Source organism: Streptomyces sp. NPDC057280 (assembly GCF_042668605.1).
GTDB lineage: Bacteria > Actinomycetota > Actinomycetes > Streptomycetales > Streptomycetaceae > Streptomyces.
The window spans coordinates 1-25,845 of record NZ_JBHUYR010000004.1; the positions used below are offsets into that span (position 1 = coordinate 1).

The 25,845-nt window shown below is 68.8% G+C and carries 23 protein-coding genes, 1 rRNA gene and 1 riboswitch; of the genes, 20 read left to right on the forward strand and 4 right to left on the reverse strand.

Annotation, left to right across the window (positions count from 1 at the left end; genetic code table 11):
• From rrf to ACFUO4_RS23870, 11 genes are all read left to right on the forward strand, one after another.
• Window positions 1-95: ribosomal RNA gene (rrf, locus tag ACFUO4_RS23820) — 5S ribosomal RNA — on the forward strand; the annotation flags it as partial.
• A gap of 108 nt (window positions 96-203) precedes the next feature.
• On the forward strand, window positions 204-812 hold the full coding sequence (locus tag ACFUO4_RS23825; protein WP_079310593.1) for a CDP-alcohol phosphatidyltransferase family protein: 609 nt from the start codon (window positions 204-206) through the stop codon (window positions 810-812).
• A 114-nt stretch (window positions 813-926) separates the two neighbouring features.
• Entirely contained in the window at window positions 927-3,422 is a 2,496-nt protein-coding gene (locus tag ACFUO4_RS23830) for a sugar phosphate nucleotidyltransferase (RefSeq protein ID WP_383487960.1), read from the forward strand.
• A 167-nt stretch (window positions 3,423-3,589) separates the two neighbouring features.
• The gene (locus ACFUO4_RS23835; protein WP_383487963.1) at window positions 3,590-4,426 is read left to right on the forward strand and encodes a DUF881 domain-containing protein; all 837 of its coding nucleotides are present in this window, start codon (window positions 3,590-3,592) and stop codon (window positions 4,424-4,426) included.
• Window positions 4,423-4,755: a small basic family protein gene (locus tag ACFUO4_RS23840; RefSeq protein WP_003988855.1), complete on the forward strand. Its 333-nt coding sequence runs from the start codon at window positions 4,423-4,425 to the stop codon at window positions 4,753-4,755. Before ACFUO4_RS23835 ends, ACFUO4_RS23840 begins: the two co-directional genes overlap by 4 nt.
• 5 nt (window positions 4,756-4,760) lie before the next feature.
• A complete protein-coding gene (locus ACFUO4_RS23845; RefSeq protein ID WP_383487966.1) occupies window positions 4,761-5,633 on the forward strand; it encodes a DUF881 domain-containing protein in 873 nt (290 codons plus the stop codon).
• A 61-nt stretch (window positions 5,634-5,694) separates the two neighbouring features.
• Window positions 5,695-6,585: an FHA domain-containing protein gene (locus ACFUO4_RS23850; protein ID WP_383487969.1), complete on the forward strand. Its 891-nt coding sequence runs from the start codon at window positions 5,695-5,697 to the stop codon at window positions 6,583-6,585.
• 18 nt (window positions 6,586-6,603) lie between these two features.
• Window positions 6,604-7,341 (forward strand): MerR family transcriptional regulator, encoded by a 738-nt coding sequence (locus ACFUO4_RS23855; protein ID WP_383487972.1) that lies wholly within the window; start codon window positions 6,604-6,606, stop codon window positions 7,339-7,341.
• A gap of 77 nt (window positions 7,342-7,418) precedes the next feature.
• Window positions 7,419-7,892, forward strand: a complete 474-nt coding sequence (locus ACFUO4_RS23860) for a bifunctional nuclease family protein (RefSeq protein WP_004002801.1) — start codon at window positions 7,419-7,421, stop codon at window positions 7,890-7,892.
• A 259-nt stretch (window positions 7,893-8,151) separates the two neighbouring features.
• Window positions 8,152-8,838, forward strand: coding sequence for a MerR family transcriptional regulator (locus ACFUO4_RS23865; RefSeq protein ID WP_383487975.1), 687 nt, complete (start codon window positions 8,152-8,154; stop codon window positions 8,836-8,838).
• Between the two features lie 58 nt (window positions 8,839-8,896).
• On the forward strand, window positions 8,897-10,282 hold the full coding sequence (locus ACFUO4_RS23870) for a DNA polymerase IV (protein WP_383487977.1): 1,386 nt from the start codon (window positions 8,897-8,899) through the stop codon (window positions 10,280-10,282).
• A 72-nt stretch (window positions 10,283-10,354) separates the two neighbouring features.
• On the opposite strand, the gene ACFUO4_RS23875 is transcribed toward ACFUO4_RS23870, so the two are convergent.
• A complete protein-coding gene (locus ACFUO4_RS23875) occupies window positions 10,355-10,732 on the reverse strand; it encodes a PRC-barrel domain-containing protein (protein WP_079310599.1) in 378 nt (125 codons plus the stop codon).
• A gap of 131 nt (window positions 10,733-10,863) precedes the next feature.
• A riboswitch (glycine riboswitch) is annotated at window positions 10,864-10,960 on the forward strand.
• A gap of 174 nt (window positions 10,961-11,134) precedes the next feature.
• Here ACFUO4_RS23875 and gcvP point away from each other — a divergent pair.
• Window positions 11,135-14,020: an aminomethyl-transferring glycine dehydrogenase gene (gcvP, locus tag ACFUO4_RS23880; RefSeq protein ID WP_383487980.1), complete on the forward strand. Its 2,886-nt coding sequence runs from the start codon at window positions 11,135-11,137 to the stop codon at window positions 14,018-14,020.
• A 50-nt stretch (window positions 14,021-14,070) separates the two neighbouring features.
• Here gcvP and ACFUO4_RS23885 read toward each other — a convergent pair whose 3' ends face one another.
• The 3 genes from ACFUO4_RS23885 to ACFUO4_RS23895 form a co-directional block, all read right to left on the reverse strand.
• Complete coding sequence (locus ACFUO4_RS23885) at window positions 14,071-14,490, reverse strand: molybdopterin-binding protein (protein WP_383487983.1); 420 nt, start codon at window positions 14,488-14,490, stop codon at window positions 14,071-14,073.
• A 60-nt stretch (window positions 14,491-14,550) separates the two neighbouring features.
• The gene (locus ACFUO4_RS23890) at window positions 14,551-14,946 is read right to left on the reverse strand and encodes a molybdopterin-binding protein (protein ID WP_079310601.1); all 396 of its coding nucleotides are present in this window, start codon (window positions 14,944-14,946) and stop codon (window positions 14,551-14,553) included.
• Between the two features lie 67 nt (window positions 14,947-15,013).
• A complete protein-coding gene (locus tag ACFUO4_RS23895) occupies window positions 15,014-16,981 on the reverse strand; it encodes an APC family permease (RefSeq protein WP_383487986.1) in 1,968 nt (655 codons plus the stop codon).
• A gap of 378 nt (window positions 16,982-17,359) precedes the next feature.
• On the opposite strand from ACFUO4_RS23895, the gene ACFUO4_RS23900 reads away from it, so the two are divergent.
• The 8 genes from ACFUO4_RS23900 to ACFUO4_RS23935 all read left to right on the forward strand — a co-directional run bounded on the left by ACFUO4_RS23900 (window position 17,360) and on the right by ACFUO4_RS23935 (window position 25,843).
• Window positions 17,360-17,482, forward strand: a complete 123-nt coding sequence (locus ACFUO4_RS23900; protein WP_383487989.1) for a hypothetical protein — start codon at window positions 17,360-17,362, stop codon at window positions 17,480-17,482.
• Entirely contained in the window at window positions 17,479-17,568 is a 90-nt protein-coding gene (gene kdpF / locus ACFUO4_RS23905; RefSeq protein WP_016434100.1) for a K(+)-transporting ATPase subunit F, read from the forward strand. The genes ACFUO4_RS23900 and kdpF overlap by 4 nt, the downstream gene beginning before the upstream one ends.
• An 8-nt stretch (window positions 17,569-17,576) precedes the next feature.
• Window positions 17,577-19,241 (forward strand): potassium-transporting ATPase subunit KdpA, encoded by a 1,665-nt coding sequence (gene kdpA, locus ACFUO4_RS23910; RefSeq protein ID WP_383487992.1) that lies wholly within the window; start codon window positions 17,577-17,579, stop codon window positions 19,239-19,241.
• The gene (gene kdpB, locus ACFUO4_RS23915; RefSeq protein ID WP_383487995.1) at window positions 19,238-21,346 is read left to right on the forward strand and encodes a potassium-transporting ATPase subunit KdpB; all 2,109 of its coding nucleotides are present in this window, start codon (window positions 19,238-19,240) and stop codon (window positions 21,344-21,346) included. The genes kdpA and kdpB overlap by 4 nt, the downstream gene beginning before the upstream one ends.
• Window positions 21,347-21,370: 24 nt before the next feature.
• Window positions 21,371-22,003: a potassium-transporting ATPase subunit C gene (locus tag ACFUO4_RS23920; protein ID WP_383487998.1), complete on the forward strand. Its 633-nt coding sequence runs from the start codon at window positions 21,371-21,373 to the stop codon at window positions 22,001-22,003.
• A 3-nt stretch (window positions 22,004-22,006) separates the two neighbouring features.
• Entirely contained in the window at window positions 22,007-22,690 is a 684-nt protein-coding gene (locus ACFUO4_RS23925; protein ID WP_383488001.1) for a response regulator, read from the forward strand.
• Between the two features lie 144 nt (window positions 22,691-22,834).
• Window positions 22,835-24,328, forward strand: coding sequence for a glycoside hydrolase family 43 protein (locus ACFUO4_RS23930; RefSeq protein WP_383488003.1), 1,494 nt, complete (start codon window positions 22,835-22,837; stop codon window positions 24,326-24,328).
• Window positions 24,329-24,547: 219 nt separating this feature from the next.
• Window positions 24,548-25,843: an extracellular solute-binding protein gene (locus ACFUO4_RS23935; RefSeq protein ID WP_079310605.1), complete on the forward strand. Its 1,296-nt coding sequence runs from the start codon at window positions 24,548-24,550 to the stop codon at window positions 25,841-25,843.
• The last annotated feature ends 2 nt before the right edge of the window (window positions 25,844-25,845 follow it).

Consider the following 25,845-nt stretch of genomic DNA (forward strand, 5'->3'; position numbering starts at 1 on the left):
AAACGCCCGGTTACATTCCGAACCCGGAAGCTAAGCCTTACAGCGCCGATGGTACTGCAGGGGGGACCCTGTGGGAGAGTAGGACGCCGCCGAACTCCTTTTACAGCTCCGGCTCTTGGGCATATGCCCAAGAGCCGGAGCTTTTTTGTGTTGAGGTAAGGTCAGGGGGCATCGTTGGCACGTTTCCCACAGGAGGCCCCCGGGTGGAGGTCCAGGAGACTCGCGTCCAGACGGATCGAGTCCTCACCATCCCCAACATCCTCAGCATGGCGCGGCTCGTTGGTGTGCCCCTCTTCCTGTGGTTGATCCTCAGGCCTGAGTTCGGAGGCCCCCAGAGTGATGGCTGGGCGCTTCTGGTGCTGGCCTTCAGTGGCGTCAGTGACTACCTGGACGGCAAGCTCGCCCGGCGCTGGAACCAGATCAGCAGCCTCGGCCGGCTTCTGGATCCCGCGGCAGACCGGCTCTACATTCTCTCGACTTTGGTCGGACTGACGTGGCGCGAGATTCTGCCGATCTGGTTGACCGCTGTACTTCTCGCGCGTGAGCTGGTTCTGCTGGTGATGGTGGGTATCCTCAGGCGCCACGGCTATCCGCCACCTCAGGTGAACTTCCTTGGCAAGGCCGCCACGTTCAACCTGATGTATGCCTTCCCCTTGCTGCTGCTCAGTGACGGAACTGGCTGGCTGCCGTCACTCGCTGCTATTTTCGGATGGGCGTTCGCAGGATGGGGTACAACCCTGTATTGGTGGGCAGGAGTCCTCTACGTGGTACAAGTCCGCCGCCTGGTTCGTGCGGACGCCATGGCCGATTGAACTCGCCGATGGGCGCAGTCTTAGTGTGCGATGGCCCGTGCTGGAAAAGTGCGGGACAATCTGGACGGGTGAAGTCGGCTAGACCGTCGTCTCTTGGAGGAGGACGCTTCCGACATGAAGGCCGTCGTGATGGCCGGAGGCGAAGGCACGCGCCTTCGCCCCATGACCTCGAGTATGCCCAAGCCGCTCCTGCCCGTGGCCAACCGCCCGATCATGGAGCACGTTCTGAGGTTGCTCAAAAGGCATGGGCTCAACGAGACCGTCGTTACTGTCCAGTTCCTGGCCTCCTTGGTCAAGAACTACTTCGGTGACGGCGAAGAGCTCGGAATGGAGCTCTCCTATGCCAATGAGGAGAAGCCACTCGGTACCGCCGGAAGCGTCAAGAACGCCGAAGAGGCGTTGAAGGACGATGCCTTCCTTGTCATCTCCGGCGATGCCCTGACGGACTTCGACCTCACCGAGCTGATCAATTTCCACAAGGAGAAGGGCGCGCTGGTCACCGTCTGTCTGACGCGCGTACCCAATCCGCTGGAATTCGGTATCACCATCGTCGACGAGGAAGGAAAGGTCGAGCGCTTCCTCGAGAAGCCGACCTGGGGGCAGGTCTTCTCCGACACGGTGAACACCGGTATCTACGTGATGGAGCCGGAGGTCTTCAACTATGTCGAGGCCGATGTGCCCGTCGACTGGTCCGGTGACGTCTTCCCGCAGCTGATGAAGGAAGGCAAGCCGATCTACGGCTTTGTCGCCGAGGGCTACTGGGAGGACGTCGGTACCCACGAGAGCTATGTGAAGGCCCAGGCCGACGTCCTGGAGGGCAAGGTCGACGTCGAGATCGACGGCTTCGAGCTCTCTCCCGGGGTGTGGGTCGCCGAGGGTGCGGAAGTGCATCCGGACGCCGTACTGCGGGGCCCTCTCTACATCGGGGACTACGCCAAGGTCGAGGCCGGCGTCGAGATCCGTGAGCACACCGTCGTGGGGTCCAACGTCGTCGTGAAGAGCGGGGCCTTCCTGCACAAGGCCGTTGTGCACGACAACGTCTATGTCGGGCAGCACAGCAATCTGCGTGGCTGTGTCGTCGGGAAGAACACCGACATCATGCGCGCGGCCCGGATCGAGGACGGCGCGGTCATCGGCGACGAGTGCCTCATCGGTGAAGAATCGATCGTTCAGGGCAATGTGCGGGTCTATCCGTTCAAGACCATCGAGGCCGGCGCCTTCGTCAACACCTCGGTGATCTGGGAATCCCGAGGGCAGGCGCATCTTTTCGGTGCCCGCGGGGTGTCAGGGATTCTGAACGTGGAGATCACCCCCGAGCTGGCCGTGCGTCTCGCCGGCGCGTATGCGACGACGCTGAAGAAGGGGTCGACGGTCACCACGGCCCGCGACCACTCGCGTGGTGCGCGTGCGCTGAAGAGGGCGGTCATCTCCGCGTTGCAGGCCAGCGCCATCGACGTACGAGATCTGGAGAACGTACCGCTGCCCGTTGCCCGGCAGCAGACCGCGCGGGGCAGTGCGGGCGGGATCATGATCCGGACGACGCCCGGGGTGCCGGATTCCGTCGACATCATGTTCTTCGACGGGCGCGGTGCCGACCTGTCGCAGGGCAGTCAGCGGAAGCTGGACCGGGTGTTCGCGCGGCAGGAGTACCGGCGAGCGTTCCCCGGTGAGATCGGGGATCTGCACTTCCCCGCGAGCGTCTTCGACTCGTACACCGGGTCGTTGCTGCGGAACGTCGACACGACGGGGATCGCCGAGTCGGGGCTGAAGGTCGTCGTCGATGCCTCGAACGGCAGTGCCGGGCTTGTGCTGCCCAGTCTGCTCGGGAAGCTCGGAGTGGACTCGCTGACCATCAACCCGGGGCTCGACGAGTCACGGCCCACGGAGACCGCCGATGTGCGGCGGTCCGGGCTGGTGCGGCTCGGGGAGATCGTGGCGTCGTCGCGGGCCGCGTTCGGGGTGCGGTTCGACCCGGTCGGCGAGCGGTTGTCGCTCGTCGACGAGAAGGGTCGGATCATCGAGGACGACCGGGCGCTGCTCGTCATGCTCGACCTGGTGGCCGCGGAGCGGCGCAGTGGGCGCGTGGCGCTGCCGGTGACCACCACCCGGATCGCCGAGCAGGTGGCGGCGTACCACGGGACGCAGGTGGAGTGGACGACCACGTCGCCCGACGACCTGACGCGGGTCGGGCGCGATGACTCGACCATCTTCGGTGGTGACGGCAAGGGCGCGTTCATCGTGCCAGAGTTCAGCAGTGTCTTCGACGGGACGGCGGCCTTCGTACGGCTGATCGGGCTTGTCGCGCGGACGCAGCTAACGCTCAGCCAGATCGACGCGCGGATTCCGCGGGCGCATGTGCTCAAGCGGGATCTGGCCACTCCCTGGGCGGTCAAGGGGCTCGTGATGCGCCGGGTCGTGGAGGCGGCCGGGGATCGCTTTGTCGACACGACCGACGGAGTGCGGGTCGTGGAGACCGACGGGCGGTGGGTCATGGTGCTGCCCGATCCCGCCGAGGCGGTCACTCATCTGTGGGCGGAAGGGCCCGACGACGCCTCTGCTCAGGCACTGCTGGACGAGTGGGCGGCGGTCGTGGACAGCGCCGGTCGCTGATACAGCCAGCACGCGTGCGTGCCGGACAAGTGTCCCCAAGGGGGCCAGTCCGGCACGCCGGTGGGGCCGTTCGGAGGTACTGGTCGCGACGTGCGACGATGTGCGGCATGCCGCAGCAGCCCCCCGTTCGGAGCACACCTACGCGTCCCTCGCGTCCGGACGCGTCCATGTCGCTGCTCACCAACGTCATGGACCACAGCCTCGACGACGGCTATGCCGAGGCGGCCGCCCGGAAGAAGGCCGCGGGCGAGGGGGGTCTGCCCAAGACGCTGCGGGCGAAGCTCGGGCTTGCCGCCGGCCTGGTGCTGGCGGCGCTCGTCGTGACCGTCGGAGCGGCGCAGGCGCGCGTCGCGGCTCCCGTCGTCGCCAAGGAGCGCGAGGAGCTGATCGACCGCATCGACCAGGAGACGGACGCGGCCGACCAGCTGGAGGGCACGGTCGACGACCTGCGCGACGACGTGAGCGCCATGCAGCGCGCGGCGCTCAGGGACAGCGGCGGCAGTGGGCAGGCGGACCTGGTCGGCATTCTGTCGGGCGCCACGGCCGTGCGCGGACCTGGTGTGAAGCTGGTCGTGGACGACGCCAAGGAGGCCACCACCGGTGGTGACGGCGACCCGCGTGAGACCTCCGGGTTCTCCGACACCGGCCGGGTCCGGGACCGGGACATGCAGCGCGTGGTCAACGGGCTGTGGGAATCGGGCGCGGAGGCCGTCTCCATCAACGGACAGCGGCTGACGGCGCTGTCGGCGATCAGGGCCGCCGGTGACGCGATACTGGTCGACAACAGGCCGCTGGTGCCGCCGTACACGGTGCTCGCGGTGGGGGACGGGCAGCGGCTGAGCACCCGGTTCCAGAACAGCGCCGACGGGCTGTATCTGAACGCCCTGCAGGAGAACTACGGCATCCGGACGGGCATCTCCGTGGAGGGGGATCTCCGGCTGCCCGCAGCAACGAGTGTGATCGTACGTACAGCACAGCCGAGAACTGAGAAGGGCACATCGTGATCGCCGTACTGGGCCTCGTCGTGGGAGTCGTGGCCGGCCTGTTGGTCCGGCCTGAGGTTCCGGCGGTCGTCGAGCCTTATCTGCCGATCGCCGTCGTGGCGGCGCTCGACGCCGTCTTCGGTGGTCTGCGGGCCATGCTCGACGGGATCTTCGACGACAAGGTCTTCGTGGTGTCGTTCCTGTCCAACGTGGTCGTCGCCGCGCTGATCGTGTTCCTGGGCGACAAGTTGGGCGTGGGGGCCCAGCTGTCCACCGGTGTGGTGGTCGTCCTCGGTATCCGCATCTTCTCGAACGCCGCGGCGATCCGCCGGCACGTCTTCCGGGCGTGAGGCCGATGAGCGACCAGGACGGTACGCCGGAGAACAGGCTGCGCAAGGAACTGCCGGAGGAGACGCCCGCGACGGCGCCGGAGGCGGTCCCGACGGCCGAGAAGAGCGAGAAGGCCGAGCAGGACGAGAGGGCCGAGCAGGACGAGAAGCCCGGGGCGACCGGACGCCAGCGGCTCGTCCAGGGGCTGTGGCCGCCGCGTGTCACGCGTGCCCAACTGATCGTCGCCGTGCTGCTGTTCGGCCTCGGATTCGGGCTGGCCGTGCAGGTGGCGTCGAACAGCGACGGCGACAGCGCGCTGCGCGGTGCCCGGCAGGAAGATCTTGTTCGCATTCTCGATGAACTGGATGACCGTACTCAGCGTCTTGAGGACGAGAAGGCGGGCCTCGAGAAGCAGCGTGACGAGTTGGAGAACAGCTCGGACCAGGCGGAGGAGGCCCGCAAGCAGACGCTGGAGAAGGAGCGGCAACTCGGCATCCTGGCGGGCACGGTGGCCGCGCAGGGGCCGGGTATCACGATGACCATCGACGACACGAAGGGGACGGTCGAGGCGGACATGCTGCTCGACGCGATCCAGGAGCTGCGCGCGGCCGGTGCCGAGGCGATCCAGGTGAACGGGGTGCGGGTGGTCGCCGGCACGTATCTGACCGATTCCGGCAACAGCGTGAGCGTCGACGGGAACAAGATCAACGCCCCCTATCGTTTCAAGGTCATCGGCAAGCCGCAGGACCTGGAACCGGCGCTCAACATTCCTGGAGGCGTGGTGCAGACTCTGGAGAAGGAGCAGGCCACGGTCACCGTCGAGCGGTCTACCAAGATCGTCGTGGACGCCTTGCGAGCCGCGAAGCAGCCTGACTACGCTCGGTCGTCCTCCCGGTGAACCGGGGGTGCATGAGGGACGTCCGGCCAGGGCATGAGGTTGCGGGGGGTCGGCGCACCGATTGGGTGGTGCGTGGTGGAAACTGTCTGGTGGATACGGACGTTGTCAGGATGTCCGGGTCGGCCGGTGTATGCAATCAGGGTTCGTCCTGCCCCACGGGCGGGTCTGTTTCGGTCAAGGGGAATCGCCCGTGAAGTTGTTTGCGAAGTTGTTCGGCAAGAGCGCGCGAGAGGGTAGCGACAATGCGAACGCCACCGCTCGTCATCGCGCACAGCCAGACGCGGAGGGCCAGCGCCCCCTGTTCCGGGACCAGGTGGGCGGCGTTCCGGGAGGTCAGGGCGCGCCGTCTGTTGACCCTGCGCAGTCCGGCGGCATAGGTTTCGGGCAACCGTCAACCTCGAGTACGGGTGGAGAGTTTTCCATGTCGGCCCTGGTGTGTACGAGGTGCGGTAACCGCAACGCGGAGAACAGCCGCTTCTGCTCCAACTGCGGTGCGCCGCTGCGCGGTGCGCCCGAGCGTCCGTCCGAGACGACCTCCACCATCTCCATCTCCGGTCTCGAGGCCTACGACGCCGAGGCGACCGGTCAGACGCAGCTGCCGACGCTCTCCCCGGAGGCGCAGGCGGCCGTGGACGCGCTGCCGCAGGGTTCCGCGCTCCTGGTCGTGCGTCGTGGACCGAACTCGGGCAGCCGCTTCCTGCTGGACGGCGATCTGACCACGGCGGGGCGTCATCCGCAGAGCGACATCTTCCTCGACGACGTGACGGTGTCGCGTCGTCATGTGGAGTTCCGTCGACAGCAGGACGGTTCGTTCACGGTGGGTGACGTCGGCAGCCTCAACGGCACGTACGTGAACCGCGAGCGGATCGACACGGTGCCGCTGCACAACGGGGACGAGGTACAGATCGGCAAGTACCGGCTGGTCTTCTACGCGAGCCAGCGGGGCTACTGACCCCGTCAGGGAAGGTCCATGCTTCAAACACCGAGCGGCGGTGCCGGTCATGGCACCGCCGCCGCGGACAGTGGGCTGATGAGCATCGGCACGGTGCTCAATGTGCTGCGCGACGAGTTCCCCGAAGTCACCATCTCCAAGATCCGCTTCCTGGAGTCCGAGGGGCTCATCGAGCCGCAGCGGACCCCCTCGGGGTACCGCAAGTTCAGCGCGGGCGATGTCGAGCGGCTCGGGAATGTGCTGAGGATGCAGCGGGACCACTATCTGCCGCTGAAGGTGATCCGGGAGCATCTGGACGCCATGGAGCGTGGTGAGGCCGTGGCGCTGCCCGTGGTGGGGCGCCAGCGGGACGGAGAAACGCTTCAGGAGCCCTGGGAGGCTCCCACGGCCGCGCGGATCGGCCGGTCCGAGCTGCTGGCCGCCGCCGAGATCGGCGAGCAGGAGCTCGAGGAGTGGGAGTCGTACGGACTCATCGCCCCGCTGCCGGACGGGGCGTACGACGCCGAGGCGGTCACCGTGGCGGCGCTCGTCCTCGAGCTGGGGCGGTTCGGGATCGAGCCGCGGCATCTGCGCGCCATGAAGGCCGCCGCCGATCGTGAGGCGGGGCTGGTGGACCAGGTGGTGGCCCCGCTGAAGCGCCACCGCAATCCGCAGACCCGGGCGCACGCCGAGGCCCGTACGAAGGAACTGGCGGGGCTGACGGTGAAGCTGCACGCGGCCCTGGTGCAGACCGCCCTCGGTGTACGGCTGCCCTGAAGGGCGCGGACGCCGGATCGGGCCCCCGTTTCCTGCCCGACTACCCAAACGTCCCGGGCACGGCCTAGGGTTGCTGTGTGAACGAGCTCGATGTCGTAGGTGTCCGGGTCGAAATGCCCTCCAACCAACCGATCGTGCTCCTGCGCGAAGTGGGAGGCGACCGCTACCTCCCCATCTGGATCGGGCCGGGGGAGGCGACGGCGATCGCTTTCGCCCAGCAGGGCATGGCCCCCGCACGGCCGCTGACCCACGACCTGTTCAAGGACGTGCTGGAGGCGGTCGGCCAGGAGCTCACCGAAGTGCGCATCACGGATCTGCGTGAGGGCGTCTTCTACGCGGAGCTGGTCTTCGCCAGCGGCGTGGAGGTGAGCGCCCGGCCGTCCGATGCCATAGCGCTGGCCCTGCGCACCGGAACGCCGATCTACGGCAGCGACGGTGTGCTCGACGACGCCGGGATCGCGATCCCGGACGAGCAGGAGGACGAGGTGGAGAAGTTCCGCGAGTTCCTCGACCAGATCTCGCCCGAGGACTTCGGCACCAGCAGCCAGTGAGACGGGGCCGGCCCGGCGGACTCGCCGTCCGTGACGGGTCGGCTGTGTCCGGTCACCACGGAAATGCCGGCATTTGCCACCGGCGTGTGAGAGCGTCCTACGGCCCGCCCCGAGCGCATTCGGCTAGCCTTTCCCCGCGGTGGGGTGCGGGAAACCACTCCTAGGGTGATTATCACTCGGCGTGCCGAGTGTGGCGATCGTTGACGCACCCCGGGTGACTGCCTACCGTCGAGAAGGCAGGTCAAGGACGGAGGTCGGCGTGAGAAGCAGCGGCGACGGTACGGCTGGGGGTGCCCCCGGACGGAGTCTCGGGGCTAGCGGTCCGTACCCTCCCCCAAGCTCTCAACTGCGTTCGAGTTGGGGGGACCCCCATCACAGCAACGCGGCCGATCACGCTCCGCAGCGACCGGCGGCCGTGCCGAGCAGCGGAGGGGCGACGTCCATGGCGTCCGAGCAGATCGGCTACCGCGGTCCGACGGCCTGTGCGGCCGCCGGCATCACCTACCGGCAACTCGACTACTGGGCGCGCACCGGGCTCGTCGAGCCGAGCGTGCGGCCCGCCTACGGGTCGGGGACGCAGCGCCTTTACAGCTTCCGGGACGTCGTCGTCCTGAAGGTCGTCAAGCGCTTCCTCGACACCGGTGTGTCGCTCCAGAACATCCGTACCGCCGTGCAGCACCTGCGGGAGAGCGGTTTCCGGGACCTGGAGCGCATGACGCTGATGAGCGACGGCGCCACGGTCTACGAGTGCACCTCGCCCGACGAGGTCCACGCGCTGCTCCAGGGCGGGCAGGGCATCTTCGGGATCGCCGTGGGCGTGGTGTGGCGGGACGTCGAGAGCGCGTTGTCCCAGCTGCACGGGGAGCGGATCGACACCGGGGAGACGCTGGTGGGGCACAACCCGGCCGACGAGCTGGCGCGGCGGCGGGGCAATCGGGCCGTTTGAGGCTTTGCCCGGGGTATCACCGAGGGCATTGTCAGTGGCGTAGGGCAGCATCGGACATGTGAGAACCGCGCCCACGATCCTGCATCTCGACATGGATGCCTTCTTCGCCTCGGCGGAGCAGGCGTCCAAGCCGAGTCTGCGCGGGAAAGCCGTCGTCGTGGGCGGGCTGGGGCCGCGTGGTGTGGTGGCGACCGCGTCCTACGAGGCCCGGGTCTTCGGGGTGCATTCCGCGATGCCGATGGCCCAGGCGCGGCGGCTGGCGCCCAATGCCGCGTATCTCGTGCCGCGCTTCGGGTTCTACCGCGCGATCAGTGAGCAGGTGATGGGGCTGCTGCGGGCGCTGTCGCCGTTGGTGGAGCCGCTGAGCCTCGACGAGGCGTTCGTGGACCTGGAGGCCGGAGACGCGGCCTGGGACGAGGCGTCGGCGCGGCTCGCGGGGGAGAAGCTGCGCGCCGACATACGGGCGGTCACCGGGCTCACGGGGTCGGTGGGGCTCGCGGCGTCCAAGATGCTCGCGAAGATCGCGTCCGAGCAGGCCAAGCCCGACGGTCTGGTGGTGATCGATCCGGGGACCGAGCGGGAGCTGCTCGGGCCGATGTCGGTGCGGATCCTGCCGGGGGTGGGGCCGGCGACGGGAGACCATCTGCGGCGGGCCGGCATCCACACGGTCGACGAGATCGTCGAGGCGGGCGAGGACGAGCTCGTACGGCTGCTCGGCAAGGCGCACGGGCACGGGCTGTACGCCATGGCGTTGGCGCATGACGAGCGGCCCGTGGTGGCGGAGCGGGAGACCAAGTCGGTGTCGGTCGAGGACACCTACGACGTGGACATCCACGACCGGGTGCGGGTGGGGACGGAGGTGCAGCGGCTGGCCGATCGGTGCGTGCTGCGGCTGCGGGGGGCCGGTTTGTCGGGGCGGACGATCGTGCTGAAGGTGCGGCGGTACGACTTCTCCACGCTGACCCGGTCCGAGACGCTGCGGGGGCCGACCGATGATCCGGCGGTGGTGAGGGAGGCCGCGGCTCGGCTGCTGGAGTCCGTCGACACCACGGGGGGTGTGCGGTTGCTGGGGGTGGGGGTCTCCGGGCTGGCCGACTACACGCAGGAGGATCTGTTCGCGCAGGCTGCGGGGGATCCTGGGGAGGTTGCCGAGGAGGACGCCGGGGAGGTGGCCGCCGAGAGGGTGGAGGCGCCTGTCGAGCGGCGGTTCGCAGCGGGGCATGACGTGGTGCATGCCGAGTTCGGGCACGGATGGGTGCAGGGGAGCGGGCTGGGGCGGGTGACCGTGCGGTTCGAGACGCCGGATTCCGAGCCGGGGCGGGTGCGGACGTTTCGGGTGGATGATGAGGCGTTGGCTGTGGCTGAGCCTTTGCCGTTGGTGCCGGTTGAGGGTGGCGCATCCGGCCTTCGGCCGGATTTGGTTTCCCGCCCGCACCACCCGTGACAGTTTCGCTTTCGGGTGCGGGGCCCCTGTGAGGCGCGATCGCGGCGGCTGCGGGACGGTCGTCGGCTCTCGTCAGGCGTCTGCCTCTTCTGTGCCTGCCAGTTTGCCGAAATCCCTGTCGGGGAGGGGCGGGGGTGCGGATACGTCCAGACCGTAGTGGTGGTACAGCTGGAGTTCCTGGTCGGGGGAGAGGTGGCGGCCGACGCCGAAGTCGGGGGCGTCCTTGATCAAGGAGCGGTCGAAGGGGACCTGAAGGGTGCCCTCGATCAGTTCGCTGGGCTCCAGGGGGACGAAGGCGTCCCGGGAGAACAGGCCGGTGCGTATGGCCGCCCATTCCGGCACTCCGGTCGCGTCGTCGAGGTAGACCTCGTCGATCGTGCCGATCTTGGTGCCGTTGCGGTCGAACGCCTTGCGGCCGATCAGATTGCGCGGATCGATGTCGGTCTGCACGGGCCCTCCACTAGGTCGCCACTCGCAACTCATCCGTAAGCACTACAAAAGAGCACATTAGGGCCAGTGGCCACTCGAGGGCTCCTCTAGGGATCGACTATTTGTGCGCTGGTAGGCTGGCAAGCGGCTGTTGACCCTGTGCGGGAGAGTCCTCCGGAGAACGTCCGGGGGCGCCGAAGGAGCAAATCCTCCCCGGAATCTCTCAGGCCCACGTACCGCACGGACGAGGTCACTCTGGAAAGCAGAGCGGGTGTCGACGGCTTCCGCTCTCACCGACGGTGAAAGCCGGGCACCCTCGGGGGTCCGGTGAAGCTCTCAGGTTGAGATGACAGAGGGGGAGGCCGCCGGGACCCGCAGCCGTGGTGTCCCTCGAAGGTCGCGTCAGACCAGGAGGCCTCCGCAATGACCGCCCACCGCACTCCGCTCACCGAACTCGAGCAGGGGATTCCCTTCGAGCAGCGTCACATCGGCCCCGACCACGAGGCCCGGGCCAAGATGCTCGCGCAGGTCGGCTACGGCTCGCTGGACGAGCTCACCGCCGCCGCGGTGCCGGATGTGATCAAGAACGCTGACGCCCTCGATCTGCCGGGCGCGCGGACCGAGGCCGAGGTGCTCGCCGAGCTCCGGTCGCTCGCCGACCAGAACCAGGTCCTCGGGTCCATGATCGGGCTCGGCTACTACGGGACCTTCACCCCGCCCGTCATCCTGCGCAACGTCATGGAGAACCCCGCCTGGTACACGGCGTACACGCCCTACCAGCCCGAGATCTCCCAGGGGCGGCTCGAGGCCCTCCTCAACTTCCAGACCATGGTCGCCGAGCTCACCGGGCTGCCGACCTCCGGTGCCTCGCTGCTCGACGAGGGCACGGCCGCCGCCGAGGCGCTGGCGCTGTCCCGGCGCATGGGCAAGAACAAGAAGGGTCTGTTCCTCGTCGACGCGGACGCGCTGCCGCAGACCATCGCCGTGATCCAGACGCGCGCCGAGCCGACCGGCGTCGAGGTCGTCGTCGCCGACCTCAGCGACGGGATTCCCGCCGACATCGCCGCGCGTGAGATCAACGGCGTGCTGATCCAGTACCCGGGTGCCTCCGGTGCCGTACGCGACATCAAGGCGGTCGTCGACCAGGCGCACGAGCTCGGTGCCCTCGTGACCGTCGCCGCCGACCTGCTCGCGCTGGCGCTGCTGAAGTCGCCCGGGGAGCTCGGGGCCGACATCGCCGTCGGGACCACGCAGCGGTTCGGGGTGCCGATGGGCTTCGGCGGGCCGCACGCCGGTTACATGGCGGTGCACGAGAAGTTCGCGCGCAGCCTGCCCGGGCGGCTCGTGGGCGTGTCCGTGGACGCGGACGGGAACAGGGCCTACCGGCTCGCCCTGCAGACGCGTGAGCAGCACATCCGGCGGGAGAAGGCCACCAGCAACATCTGCACCGCGCAGGTGCTGCTCGCCGTGATGGCGGGGATGTACGCCGTCTACCACGGCCCGGAGGGGCTGAAGGGCATCGCCCGGCGGACCCATCGGTACGCGCGTGTCCTCGCCGCGGGGCTTGCCGCCGGCGGGGTCGAGGTCGTGCACGGGGCCTACTTCGACACCCTGACCGTGCGCGTGCCCGGCAAGGCCGGTGAGGTCGCCGCCGCCGCCGAGGCGAACGGGGTCAACCTGCGTCTCGTCGACGCCGACCACGTCTCCGTCGCCTGCGACGAGACCACCGACCGGGCCCGACTCGGCGCCGTATGGGCCGCGTTCGGGGTCGAGGGGGACGTCGAGGCGCTGGACGCGGTGGCCGAGGACGCGCTGCCGGCGGCGCTGGTGCGCGAGGACGAGTTCCTGACCCACCCCGTCTTCCACCAGTACCGGTCCGAGACCGCGATGCTGCGCTATCTGCGCCGGCTCGCCGACCGGGACTACGCGCTCGACCGCGGCATGATCCCGCTGGGCTCCTGCACCATGAAGCTCAACGCCACCACCGAGATGGAGCCGGTCACCTGGCCCGAGTTCGGGCAGCTGCACCCCTTTGCCCCCGCTGAGCAGGCGGAGGGCTATCTGACGCTCATCCGTGAGCTGGAGGAGCGGCTCGCCGAGGTCACCGGGTACGACAAGGTCTCGCTGCAGCCCAACGCCGGGTCGCAGGGTGAGCTGGCCGGGCTGCTCGCCGTACGCGGGTATCACCGGGCCAACGGCGATGAGCAGCGGACGGTCTGTCTGATTCCGTCCTCCGCGCACGGGACCAATGCCGCGAGCGCTGTCATGGCCGGCATGAAGGTCGTCGTCGTCAAGACCGCCGAGGACGGCGAGATCGACGTCGAGGATCTGCGGGCCAAGATCGAGCAGCACCGGGACGAGCTCGCGGTGCTGATGATCACGTACCCCTCGACGCACGGAGTGTTCGAGGAGCACGTCGCCGACATCTGCGCGCAGGTGCACGAGGCCGGCGGTCAGGTGTACGTCGACGGCGCCAACCTCAACGCGCTGGTCGGGCTTGCCAAGCCGGGCCACTTCGGCGGCGACGTCTCGCACCTGAACCTGCACAAGACCTTCTGCATCCCGCACGGCGGCGGCGGGCCGGGCGTCGGGCCGGTCGGTGTGCGGGCGCACCTGGCGCCGTATCTGCCGAACCACCCGCTGCAGCCCGCGGCCGGGCCCGAGACGGGTGTCGGGCCGATTTCCGCCGCCCCGTGGGGCTCGGCGGGGATTCTGCCGATCTCCTGGGCCTATGTGCGGCTCATGGGCGGGGAAGGGCTGAAGCGGGCCACGCAGGTCGCCGTGCTGAGCGCCAACTACATCGCCAAGCGGCTCGAGCCGCACTATCCCGTGCTCTACACCGGGCCCGGTGGGCTGGTCGCGCACGAGTGCATCATCGACCTGCGGCCGCTGACCAAGGCGACGGGCGTGAGCGTGGACGACGTCGCCAAGCGGCTCATCGACTACGGGTTCCACGCGCCGACCATGTCGTTCCCGGTGGCCGGGACACTGATGATCGAGCCGACCGAGTCCGAGGACCTCGTCGAGCTGGATCGGTTCTGCGACGCGATGATCGCCATTCGCGCGGAGATCGAGAAGGTCGGGGCCGGGGAGTGGCCCGCGGACGACAACCCGCTGCGGAACGCCCCGCACACCGCCGCGGCGCTCGGCGGCGAGTGGGAGCACGCCTACAGCCGTGAGGAGGCCGTGTTCCCGGGCGGGGTCGTGGTCGCCGACAAGTACTGGCCGCCGGTACGGCGGATCGACCAGGCCTTCGGGGACCGGAACCTGGTGTGCTCGTGCCCGCCGCTGGACGCGTACGAGGACTGAGGCCGACCGTGCTTCGGGAGAGGGCCCCGCTTCGGCGGGGCCCGCTCGTTTTACGGGGTGGCGAGGGAGACCTCGGTCGACTTGATCAGGGCCACGACCGGGGTGTCGGCCGCGAGGGCGAGGTCTTCGGCGGCGTCCTTGGTGATGGCCGCGGTGAGTTCGATGTCGTCGAACGCGATCTTCACGGAGGCCATCGCGGCGCCGGTGGTGATGCCGGTGACCGTGCCGGGGAGCTGGTTGCGGATGGAGAGGCCCTCCACCGGGCCGGTGGCGAGGGCCACCTCCGTTGACTTCACCAGGGCGCGGACGGGGGATCCCGGGGCGAGGCCGAGGGCGGTGACGGCTTCCTTGGTGATCGCCGCGGTGAGGTTCTGGCCGCCGGTGAGGCGGATTCCCACGGTGGCCATGACCTCGCCGGAGGTGATGGCGGTGACGGTGCCGGGGAGTTGGTTGCGGATGCTCAGGGTCATGGGCATCAACCGTAGGGGTCTGGGCGGGTTGTGCCCGGTATGAGGGTGTCCGTGGCTTTTCTACGTCCGGTCGATGTGGACGTTCGTCGACTTCACCCGGGCCGTGGCCTCCATGCCCACCTCCAGGCCGAGTTCTTCCACGGCCTCGCGGGTGAGGAGGGAGACGAGGCGGTGCGGGCCGGCCTGGATCTCCACCTGGGCGGCCACGTCGCCGAGTTTGATGGCGGTGACGATGCCGGGGAAGGCGTTGCGGACCGAGGTGTACGACGGCTCGTCGTCGGCCGCGGTGCCCTTGGCCAGCTCCACCGAGAACGCGGCGAGGTCGCGGCCGTCGATGAGGCGGCGACCGCTGTCGTCGCGGTGGGTCGTGACGCGGCCGGCGTCGGCCCAGCGGCGGGCGGTGTCGGGGCTGACGCCGAGCAGGCGGGCCGCCTGGCCGATCGTGTAGGACTGCATGCGGTCACGATAGGGGGAGACGGGAGCGGGGTCGTGGTCGGGCGTCGGCCTGCCGGAAGCCCCGGCTTCAGCCTGTGTGGACCCTTGGACGGCGGGCTCGGTCGGGTTCTGCCTCGCGGAGGACCTCTCGGGTGACGGGGGCCACCTCGCCCTGGCCGAAGAGGAAGAAGCGGAGGAAGTTGGCGAAGGGGTTGCCCTCGGTCCACTCGAAGTAGATGTGCGGGGTGCACCTCGTCATGTCGCGGACGTGGAGGAGCAGCGCGGCCAGGGCGTTGGGGATGGAGGACGACTCCAGGGTCAGGATGCGGTAGCGGTTGTGCAGGACCTCACCGCGGACCGTCAGGCCGGCCTCGAACTCCGAGGGGTCGGTGACCGTCACCTCGACGAAGACGAAGTCCTCCTGGCCGGGGATGTCGTTGTCCTCGCGGATCTGCTCGATCTTGTCGCGGTACTCGGCCTTGTCACGGTTGTCCGGCTCGTTGGCGATGAAGCGGATCTTGCGGCTGGCCATGTCCCGGATGAATCGTTCCGCCATGGGGTCGAGGGTCACGCTGGTGACGCGGAGCTCGAAGGCGCGGGCCAGGCGGGAGAGCAGCGAGACCAGGATGATGCCCGCGATGAAGCAGGCGCCGATCTTGACGCCGTCCGGGCGCTCGATGACGTTGACGACCGTCGTGTACAGGAACACCGCGGAGATGACCGCGAAACCGATCGTCCAGTTGCGCTGGCCCGCCTTGCGCGCCGCGATCGTCACCGCGATCGCCGCCGAGCTGATCAGGACGAGGACGCCGGTGGCGTACGCGCCGCCCTGGGCGTCCACGTCGGCGTCGAAGATCCAGGTGACCAGGAAGGCGATCAGGGTGAAGACGATCACCATGGGGCGTACGGCGCGGGCCCAGTGCGGGGCCATGCCGTAGCGGGGGAGGTAGCGGGGCATCAGGTTGAGCAGGCCCGCCATCGCGGAGGCGCCGGCGAACCACAGGATGGCGATGGTCGAGACGTCGTAGACCGTGCCGAAGGCGCCGCCCAGGTACTCGTGCGAGAGGTAGGCGAGGGCGCGGCCGTTGGCCTGGCCGCCCGACTCGAACTCCTTCTCCGGGATCAGGAGGGTGGTGATGAAGCTGGTCGCGATCAGGAAGCAGCTCATGATGAGCGCGGCCGTGGTCAGGAGCTTCTTCGTGTCCCTGATACGGCCTGCCGGGTTCTCCTCCGTCTCGCCCGGGTCGCCCTTGACGTGTGGCATGACCGCGACGCCGGTCTCGAAGCCGGAGAGGCCGAGGGCGAGCTTCGGGAAGACGACCAGGGCGACGCCGATCATCACGAAGACGTTGCCGTGCTCGGCGGTCAGGGCGCTGGACCAGTCGGTGACCACGTGGCCGGCCGTGATGACGTGCCACAGGCCGACGATCACGACGACGACGTTCAGCGCCAGGTAGAGGCCGACCAGGGCGACCGCGACGCCGATGGCCTCCAGGAAGCCCTTCAGGAACACCGCGCCGAGCAGCGCCACCAGGATGAGGGTGATCAGCATCTGCTGGTCGTGCAGGGCGCTGTTGAGGTGCGGGTTCTCGACGAGGTGGGTGGAGGCGTCCGCGGCGGACAGGGTGATGGTGATCAGGAAGTCCGTCGCGGCGAAGCCGAGCAGGGTCAGGACGAAGAGCTTGCCCTTCCAGAAGGTGAGCAGGCGCTCCAGCATCGCGATCGAGCCCTGGCCGTGGGGGCTCTCCTCGGCGACACGGCGGTACACGGGCAGGGCGCCCGCGAGGGTGACGATCACCAGGACGATCGTCGCGATGGGGGAGAGGAGGCCGGCCGCGAGGGCCGCGATGCCCGGCTGGTAGCCGAGGGTGGAGAAGTAGTCGACGCCGGTGAGGCACATGACCCGGTACCAGGGCTGGCCCTCGTGCTCCGGCGTGGAATCCTTATGCTCCGCCGGCCGGCCCTGGCCCTGGTCCTGGCTTTTGGCCATGTCGGACAGGCCCTCCAGCATCCAGGCGCGCAGGCGACTGGGAGGGGGGTGTTCGGTGGTGGCCATCGGGGGCTCCTGATGTGCGGCTCGGAGTGCGGTTCCGTACGGTTCCGGCCATCACACGGACGGCGGATTCAGCGTAAGCGGAGAGTGACGCATGGGCCCACGGATCAGGGGGTCGGGGGCGTCAAAAGTCCGTTAAGACTGGGGCCGCGGGCCCTTGCCACGCGTCAAGGATGGAGCGTGTGGGGTGGGTGGCCGTCCGTTGCGCTGTCCGGGGGACGGGGTGATGGGCCGGGGCGGGGGTGGACACCCAGCGTCACGCCGGGGCTCGGGCGGGGCTTCGTGGACCGCTGGCGTCAGGGAGGCGTCAAGGGCGGGCCGTGGGCCGTATGGGAGGCGTCAACGGCGGGTGTTCCCGTGCGGTAGCGATGTTTGCTCGGAGTGTCCCTGTTCGAACGAACCTCACTCCAGGAGCTCACGATGGCCGATCTGGCCTTCGTCGTCACCACGATCGCGTGCTTCGCGCTGGTGGCTCTCGTCGCCAAGGGGGTGACGAAGCTGTGACCGCCGAGAACATCGTCGGCCTCGTCGTGGCCGTCGCCCTGCTGGGCTATCTCGTCCTCGCCCTGATCTTCCCGGAGAGGTTCTGAGAGCTGACATGGGTCCCGTCCTCGCAGGCGTCCTCCAACTGCTCGCCCTGACCGGCGCGCTGGCTCTCGCCTACGTCCCCCTCGGCACCTACATGGCCAGGGTCTACTCCTCCGACAAGCACTGGCACGTCGAGAAGTGGATCTACAAGGTCATCGGTGCCAACCCCGACACCGAGATGCGCTGGCCCGCGTACCTGCGCGGAGTTCTCGCCTTCTCGGCGGTCGGTGTCCTGTTCCTCTACCTGATGCAGCGGATACAGGGCGTGCTGCCGGGCTCGCTCGGCTTCTCCTCGATCGACCCGGACCAGGCGTTCAACACCGCCGTGTCGTTCGTGACCAACACCAACTGGCAGTCGTACTACGGCGAGCAGGCCATGGGCCATGTCGTGCAGACCGCCGGTCTGGCCGTCCAGAACTTCGTCTCCGCGGCCGTCGGGATCGCTGTGGCGGTGGCACTCGTGCGCGGGTTCGCCCGGTCGCGGACCGGTGAACTGGGCAACTTCTGGGCCGACTTGGTGCGGGGTGTCGTACGCGTCCTGGTGCCCGGGGCCTTCGTCGCCGCGATCGTGCTCGTCGCCTGCGGTGTCCTCCAGAACTTCTCCGGCATCCACGAGGTCGGCCAGTTCACGGGCGGTTCGCAGCAGTGGAACGGCGGGGCGGTCGCCTCGCAGGAGGCCATCAAGGAACTCGGCACCAACGGCGGCGGTTACTTCAACGCCAACTCCGCTCACCCGTTCGAGAACCCGACGCCCTTCACCAACCTCTTCGAGATCTTCCTGATCCTCGTCATCCCGTTCGCCCTGACCCGCACCTTCGGCATCATGGTCGGCTCGGTCAAGCAGGGCTACGCGATCCTCGCGACCATGGCCACCATCTGGATCGGCTTCACCGCGCTGATGATGTGGACCGAATTCGCCCACCACGGACCGGCGTTCGACATCGCGGGCGGGGCCTACGAGGGCAAGGAGGTCCGTTTCGGGGTCGGCGGCTCGTCGATCTTCGCGACGGCGACCACCCTGACCTCGACCGGTGCCGTGGACTCCTTCCACTCCTCCTTCACCGGCCTCGGCGGCGGCATCACCATGCTCGGCATGATGCTGGGCGAGATCGCCCCCGGCGGTACCGGGTCCGGCCTCTACGGCATGCTCATCATGGCGGTCATCGCGGTGTTCATCGCCGGTCTGATGGTCGGCCGCACGCCCGAGTACCTCGGCAAGAAGATCGGCGCCCGCGAGATCAAGCTGGCCGCCTGCTACATCCTCATCACGCCCGCGCTGGTGCTCGTCTTCACCGCGGCCGCGATGGCCCTGCCGACCCCGGGCCACTCGATGACCAACAGCGGGGCGCACGGCTTCTCCGAGATCCTGTACGCCTACACGTCCGCCTCCAACAACAACGGCTCGGCCTTCGCCGGGCTGAACGCGGACACCCAGTGGTTCAACTCGACGCTCGGCCTGTGCATGCTCCTCGGCCGCTTCGTGCCGATGGTGTTCGTGCTGGCGCTGGCCGGCTCGCTCGCCGGGCAGAAGCCGGTGCCGCAGACCGCGGGCACCCTGCGCACCGAGAAGCCGCTGTTCACCGGGTTGTTGGTGGGCGCGATCCTCATCATCACCGGTCTGACGTACTTCCCCGCGCTCGCGTTGGGGCCGCTGGCCGAGGGGCTGGCGTCATGACCACCCGTATCGAAAGCGACGAGATGTCCACTCCCACCCTCGCGCCCCACCAGGACGCGCCCACCGGGCACCAGGTTCCCGAGGGCCGTGTCGCAGCGGGCCTCTTCGCCCCCAAGCAGCTGCTGAAGTCGCTGCCGGACGCCTTCCGCAAGCTCGACCCGCGGGTGATGGTCAAGTCTCCCGTGATGTTCGTGGTGTGGATCGGGTCCGTGCTGACCACGGCGTTCTCCTTCAAGGACCCCGGCGACTGGTTCGGCTGGACCATCAGCGCCTGGCTCTGGCTGACGGTGATCTTCGCCAACCTGGCGGAGGCCGTCGCCGAGGGCCGGGGCAAGGCGCAGGCCGACACGCTGCGCAAGGCCAAGACCGACACCGTGGCGCGCAAGGCCGACGGGAGCGTGGTCGCCGGTACCGAGCTGAGGATCGGTGACCTGGTCCTCTGCGAGGCCGGCGACATCATCCCGGGCGACGGTGACGTCGTCGAGGGAGTGGCGTCCGTCGACGAGTCGGCCATCACCGGCGAATCCGCCCCCGTCATCCGGGAGTCGGGCGGCGACCGCTCGGCCGTCACCGGCGGTACGAAGGTGCTCTCCGACCGGATCGTCATCAAGATCACGACGAAGCCGGGCGAGACCTTCATCGACCGGATGATCAACCTGGTCGAGGGCGCGGCCCGGCAGAAGACGCCGAACGAGATCGCCCTCAACATCCTGCTCGCCTCGCTGACGATCGTCTTCCTGCTGGCCGTGGCCACGCTGCCGCCGCTCGCCGACTACGCGGGCACGCACCTGACGATGGTCGTGCTGGTCGCGCTGCTGGTCTGCCTCATCCCGACGACCATCGGCGCGCTGCTCTCGGCGATCGGCATCGCCGGCATGGACCGGCTGGTCCAGCGCAACGTCCTCGCCATGTCCGGCCGTGCGGTCGAGGCCGCCGGTGACGTCTCCACGCTGCTGCTCGACAAGACCGGCACCATCACCCTCGGCAACCGCCAGGCCGCCGAGTTCGTGCCGGTGCGCGGGACGACCGAGGCCGAGGTGGCCGACGCCGCCCAGCTGTCGTCGCTGGCCGACGAGACGCCCGAGGGCCGCTCCGTCGTCGTACTGGCGAAGGAGAGGTACGGACTGCGCGAGCGGCACCAGGGGGAGCTCGCCGGGGCCGAGTGGATCGCGTTCACCGCGCAGACCCGGATGTCCGGTGTCGACGTCGACGGGCGCAGGATCCGCAAGGGCGCGGCCGGTTCGGTGATCGCCTGGGTGGCCGAGCAGGGCGGTGAAGTCGCCGCGGACGCACGGCAGGTGACCGACCGGATCGCCGGGGCGGGCGGCACTCCGCTGCTCGTGGCCGTCGAAGACGCCCGAGGCGCCCGGGTGTTGGGGGTCATCCACCTCAAGGACGTCGTCAAGGACGGGATGCGCGAGAGGTTCGAGGAACTCCGGCGCATGGGCATCAAGACCGTCATGATCACGGGCGACAACCCGCTGACCGCCAAGGCGATTGCCGAGGAGGCGGGGGTCGACGACTTCCTCGCCGAGGCCACTCCCGAGGACAAGATGGCGCTCATCAAGCGGGAGCAGGCCGGCGGCAAGCTCGTCGCGATGACCGGTGACGGCACCAACGACGCGCCCGCGCTGGCCCAGGCGGACGTCGGCGTCGCGATGAACACCGGTACGTCGGCCGCCAAGGAGGCCGGCAACATGGTCGACCTCGACTCCAACCCGACCAAGCTCATCGAGATCGTCGAGATCGGCAAGCAACTCCTCATCACCCGGGGTGCGTTGACCACGTTCTCGATCGCCAACGACGTCGCGAAGTACTTCGCGATCATCCCGGCGCTGTTCGCGGCCGTCTACCCGGGCCTGGACAAGCTCAACGTCATGGGCCTGTCCTCGCCGGACTCCGCGATCCTGTCGGCCGTCGTCTTCAACGCGCTGATCATCATCGCGCTGGTGCCGCTGTCCCTGAAGGGCGTGCAGTACCGGCCGGTGAGCGCGGACAAGCTGCTGCGGCGGAACCTCACCCTCTACGGGCTGGGGGGCCTGGTCGCTCCCTTTATCGGCATCAAGCTCATCGACCTGCTCATCTCCCTGATCCCCGGGCTGTAACTATTCAAAGGCGTGTCGACCGTCATGAACAACTCCGTGTCCAACACCGCCCGGTTGCTCGGGGCGGGCCTGCGGGCGCTGCTGGTGCTGACCGTGCTCACGGGCGTCCTCTATCCGCTGGCCGTCACCGGCATCGCACAGGCCGCGTTCCCCCACCAGGCCAACGGCTCCGAGATCAAGGCCGACGGCAAGGTCGTCGGGTCCTCGCTGATCGGCCAGCAGGGGTACAGCCTGGACTACTTCCAGCCCCGTCCGGCCAACGGCCTGGGCGAGAACTCGGTCAACACCCGCTACAAGCTGATCCTGTCCGGCGCCACCAACCGCTCCGGCGACAGCCCCGAGCTGATCCGGTGGGTGAAGGAGGCCAAGGCCAAGGTCGTCAAGGAGAACTCCACCGCCGACTACAAGGTCAAGCCCTCCCAGGTCCCCGCCGACGCGGTCACCTCCTCGGGATCAGGGCTCGACCCGGACATCTCCCCGGCCTACGCCGACCTCCAGGTCCACCGGGTCGCCGAGAGGAACGGCCTCCCCGTGGCCCGGGTGCAGAAGCTGGTCGACGAGCACACCGAGGGCCGCACTCTCGGCTTCATCGGGGAGCCGCGGGTGAACGTCCTGGAGCTCAACATCGCGCTCAGGCGACTGGTCGAGGGCGACTGACCGATGACCCGGGTGCTGGTCGTGGAAGACGACCCCCAGCTGGTACGAGCACTCGTGATCACCATGCGGGCACGCCGGTACGGAGTGGACGCGGCGCCCGACGGTGCCACGGCCCTCCGGCTGGCGGCCGCGCGCCGGCCGGACGTGGTGATGCTCGACCTCGGCCTGCCCGACATGGACGGGGTCGACGTCATCAGGGCGCTGCGCGGCTGGACCCGGGTGCCGATCCTGGTGCTGTCCGCGCGCCAGGGCTCCGCCGAGAAGGTGGCGGCCCTCGACGCGGGTGCCGACGACTACGTCACCAAGCCGTTCAGCATGGACGAGTTGATGGCCCGGCTGCGGGCGGCGGTCCGGCGCGCCGAGGAGTCGGTTCCCATGGCGGGGACGACCCGGGTGGAGACGGCCGGGTTCACCATCGACCTGCTGGCGAAGAGGGTCGTACGCGGTGGTCGCGACGTCCGCCTCACCCCGACCGAATGGCAGCTGCTGGAGATCCTGGTGGCCCGGCCGGGGCACCTGGTCACCCAGCAGCACCTGCTGCGGGAGGTCTGGGGCGTGTCCCGCAGCAACAGGACCAACTACCTGCGCGTCTACATGGCGCAACTGCGCCGCAAGCTGGAGGCGGACCCCGCCCATCCCCGTCACCTCATCACCGAACCCGGCATGGGTTACCGCTTCGAGGCGTGAACAGGGCAGCCGTGCCACCGGTACCTCACAGCCGCGGGACAAGCGCTCTCTTGTTCCCGCCCCGGCATCCTCGTACAGTCCGCTCCGTAATGTTCGCCAACGGGGCCGAATGTTTCGATCGGCCCGCTGGAAGGGCTGACACATATGCGGACGTACGACAACCCCGTCATCGCCGGCTTCCATCCCGACCCGAGTGTGTGCCGGGTCGGTGACGACTACTACCTGGTCTGCTCCAGCTTCGAGTACTTTCCCGGCGTCCCGATCTTCCACAGCCGTGACCTCGTGCACTGGCGGCAGATCGGCAACGTGATCGACCGGCCGGAGCAGCTGGAGTTCTCCGACGACCTCCCGGCCTCCGCGGGGATCTACGCCCCGACCCTGCGCCATCACGACGGCCGCTTCTACATGATCACCACCGCCGTCGGCGCCGGCGAGAACTTCATCGTCACCAGCGAACGGCCCGAGGGGCCGTGGTCCGACCCGGTATGGGTCGACGTGCCCAGCATCGACCCCGACCTGGCCTGGGACGAGGACGGCAACTGCTGGTGCACGGTCGCCGGATGCCGCCTCGCGCGCATCGACCCCGGGACCGGAAAGGTGCTGGAAGGGCCCCTTCCGGTGTGGTCCGGGACGGGGTTGGAGCACCCCGAGGCGCCGCATCTGTACCGCATCGGCGACTGGTGGTACCTGATGCTCGCCGAGGGCGGCACGGCGCAGGGGCACAGTGTGTCGATCGCCCGTGCCCGCTCGCCGCGCGGACCCTGGGAAGGCGCCCCGGACAACCCCGTGCTGAGCCATCGCAGCACCGACCTGCCGATCCAGTGCACCGGCCACGCCGACCTCGTCGAGGCGGCCGACGGCACCTGGTGGATGGTGCTGCTGGCGACCCGTCCACGCGGTTACTTCCCGGGCTTCCACGTCCTCGGCCGGGAGACCTTCCTGACGCCGGTGGAGTGGGTCGACGGCTGGCCGCGGGTGGGGCCGGTGCGGGAGAGCCATGCGGCGCCGGCCGCCTGGCACCCCGTACCGCCGCAGCCGGAGCGGGACGACTTCGACGCCGCCGGCCTCGCCCCGTACTGGATCTCCCCGCGCCGCAGGCCGGCCGGGTCGTGGTCGCTCGTCGAGCGGCCCGGGGCGCTCACCCTGCACGCCACCGGGGACAGTCTCGACCGGCCGGGACACACCTTCGTCGGGCGCCGTCAGCAGCACCCCGAATGCCGGGTGGACGCCCTCCTGGAGCCCGGGCAGGGGCGTGCCGGGCTGTCCGTGCGGATCGACGAGGCCCATCACTACGACCTGGAGATCGCCGGCGGAGAGGCGAGCGTGATCGCCCGGGTCGGACCGGCGCGCAGTCGCGTCGCGCGGCGGGCGGTGGCTGCCGGGCCGCTCACCCTCACCATCGGGGTGCGCACGGAACCCCTGGTCACCGCCACCGGGGAGGACCTGCCCGGGCTGCGGGCCGGCGGGCCCGACGCGATCACTTTCGCCGTCGACGGCGAGCCGCTCGCCGCCCTCGACGGCCGCTATCTGTCCACTCAGGTCGCCGGCGGATTCACCGGCCGGGTGATCGGGATGTACGTCACCGAGGGCAGCGCGGTCTTCGACTGGTTCGCCTACGCGGCCGGGCCTTCGCGGTAGTTCCGGAAGGCTTCGGAAACGTTCGGTCCGGTCGTGGTGGAGGCAAGCCCGGCGGGTGCCGTGGAAGTTGGCCGCAGATTCACCGCGTACAAGGGGTTGCCACCGTTTGGGAGCTGTCTCTAGGGTGCGGCAACAACGAAGCTTTCTGGATCAACTCCGAAACTTTCGGTCCTGAGGACGGTGTAGTGGACACGCCGTCCCGTACCCAAGGAGTGCAAAATGGGCGACCCGGCACTGTCTCGCCGCGGCTTCCTGGCGGCGTCCGCCGCGACCGGTCTGGGCATGACGGCACTGAGCGGCTGCGGTGGCGATTCGGACGGTGGGTCGTCCGACGGAACGACCACGATCGAGTGGTGGAACATCTCCACCACCGAACCCGCCCACACGGTCTGGGCGCAGCTGGCGAAGAAGTTCGAGGCGCAGAACCCCAAGGTCAAGGTAAAGATCGTTCAGATGGAGAACGACGCCTACAAGTCGAAGATGACGGCGCTGATCGCCTCCGGGAAGCTTCCCGACATCTTCCACACCTGGGGCGGCGGTGTCCTCAAGCAGCAGGTCGACGCGGGCCTGGTCGAGGACCTCACCGACAAGACCAAGCCGTGGGCCGACGACCTGCTGAAGGTCTCCAAGGAGGCCTACCTGATCGACGACAAGATCTACGGCATACCGTTCGACATCGGCATGATCGGGTTCTGGTACAACAAGGCGCTCTTCAAGCAGGCCGGCATCACCGAACCCCCCACCACCTGGGCCGCGTTCCTCGACGCCGTCAGCAAGCTGAAGGCGAAGAACATCACGCCCATCGCCCTCGCGGGCAAGGAGAAGTGGCCCGGCATGTACTACTGGGCCTACCTCGCGATGCGCACCGCGGGCGCGAGCGGATTGCAGAAGGCGTACGACGCCAAGGACTTCACCGGCCCTGAGTTCGTCCAGGCGGGCGCGCACCTGAAGGAGCTCGTCGCGCTCCAGCCCTTCCAGAAGGGCTTCCTCAACGCCGCCTACTCCTCGCCGACGGGCCAGGCGGCCAGCGTCGGCAACGGCAAGGCGGCCATGGAGCTCATGGGCCAGTGGGCGCCGCAGGTGGAGGCCGACGCGGGCAAGGGCCTGGGCAAGGACCTCGGCTTCTTCCCGTTCCCGGCGGTCGACGGCGGCAAGGGCGCCATCACCGAGGTCTTCGGCGGCGGCGGTGCGCACGCCCTGCGCCGGGGCGCCCCGCAGGCGGCCGTCGACTTCCTGAAGTTCTTCGCCTCCGAGGCCACCGACCTGGAACTGGTCAAGAAGACCGGCACCCTCCCGGTGGTCCCCGGCGCCGAGAGCGCCGTCTCCGACCCCAATCTCAAGGCCGTACAGGCCCAGTTGAACGCCGCCACCGGCTTCCAGCTCTACCTCGACCAGGCCTACGCCCCCGCCGTCGGCCAGGAGGTCAACGACAGCGTGGCCGCGCTCATCGCCGGCTCCAAGTCCCCCGAGCAGGTCGCCCAGTCGATCACGAAGGTCACGAAGGAAGAGCAGTAACA

Bases quoted from the DNA above. Each gene is read 5' to 3' on its own strand.
- ACFUO4_RS23835 (WP_383487963.1), top strand. From the start codon at position 3,590: ATGTCGCTGCTCACCAACGTCATGGACCACAGCCTCGACGACGGCTAT.
- ACFUO4_RS23890 (WP_079310601.1), bottom strand. From the start codon at position 14,946: ATGCAGTCCTACACGATCGGCCAGGCGGCCCGCCTGCTCGGCGTCAGC.
- ACFUO4_RS23925 (WP_383488001.1), top strand. From the start codon at position 22,007: ATGACCCGGGTGCTGGTCGTGGAAGACGACCCCCAGCTGGTACGAGCA.
- ACFUO4_RS23855 (WP_383487972.1), top strand. From the start codon at position 6,604: ATGCTTCAAACACCGAGCGGCGGTGCCGGTCATGGCACCGCCGCCGCG.
- ACFUO4_RS23930 (WP_383488003.1), top strand. From the start codon at position 22,835: ATGCGGACGTACGACAACCCCGTCATCGCCGGCTTCCATCCCGACCCG.
- ACFUO4_RS23935 (WP_079310605.1), top strand. From the start codon at position 24,548: ATGGGCGACCCGGCACTGTCTCGCCGCGGCTTCCTGGCGGCGTCCGCC.
- gcvP (WP_383487980.1), top strand. From the start codon at position 11,135: ATGACCGCCCACCGCACTCCGCTCACCGAACTCGAGCAGGGGATTCCC.
- kdpA (WP_383487992.1), top strand. From the start codon at position 17,577: ATGGGTCCCGTCCTCGCAGGCGTCCTCCAACTGCTCGCCCTGACCGGC.
- ACFUO4_RS23920 (WP_383487998.1), top strand. From the start codon at position 21,371: ATGAACAACTCCGTGTCCAACACCGCCCGGTTGCTCGGGGCGGGCCTG.
- ACFUO4_RS23895 (WP_383487986.1), bottom strand. From the start codon at position 16,981: ATGGCCACCACCGAACACCCCCCTCCCAGTCGCCTGCGCGCCTGGATG.
- ACFUO4_RS23845 (WP_383487966.1), top strand. From the start codon at position 4,761: ATGAGCGACCAGGACGGTACGCCGGAGAACAGGCTGCGCAAGGAACTG.
- ACFUO4_RS23830 (WP_383487960.1), top strand. From the start codon at position 927: ATGAAGGCCGTCGTGATGGCCGGAGGCGAAGGCACGCGCCTTCGCCCC.
- ACFUO4_RS23885 (WP_383487983.1), bottom strand. From the start codon at position 14,490: ATGACCCTGAGCATCCGCAACCAACTCCCCGGCACCGTCACCGCCATC.
- kdpB (WP_383487995.1), top strand. From the start codon at position 19,238: ATGACCACCCGTATCGAAAGCGACGAGATGTCCACTCCCACCCTCGCG.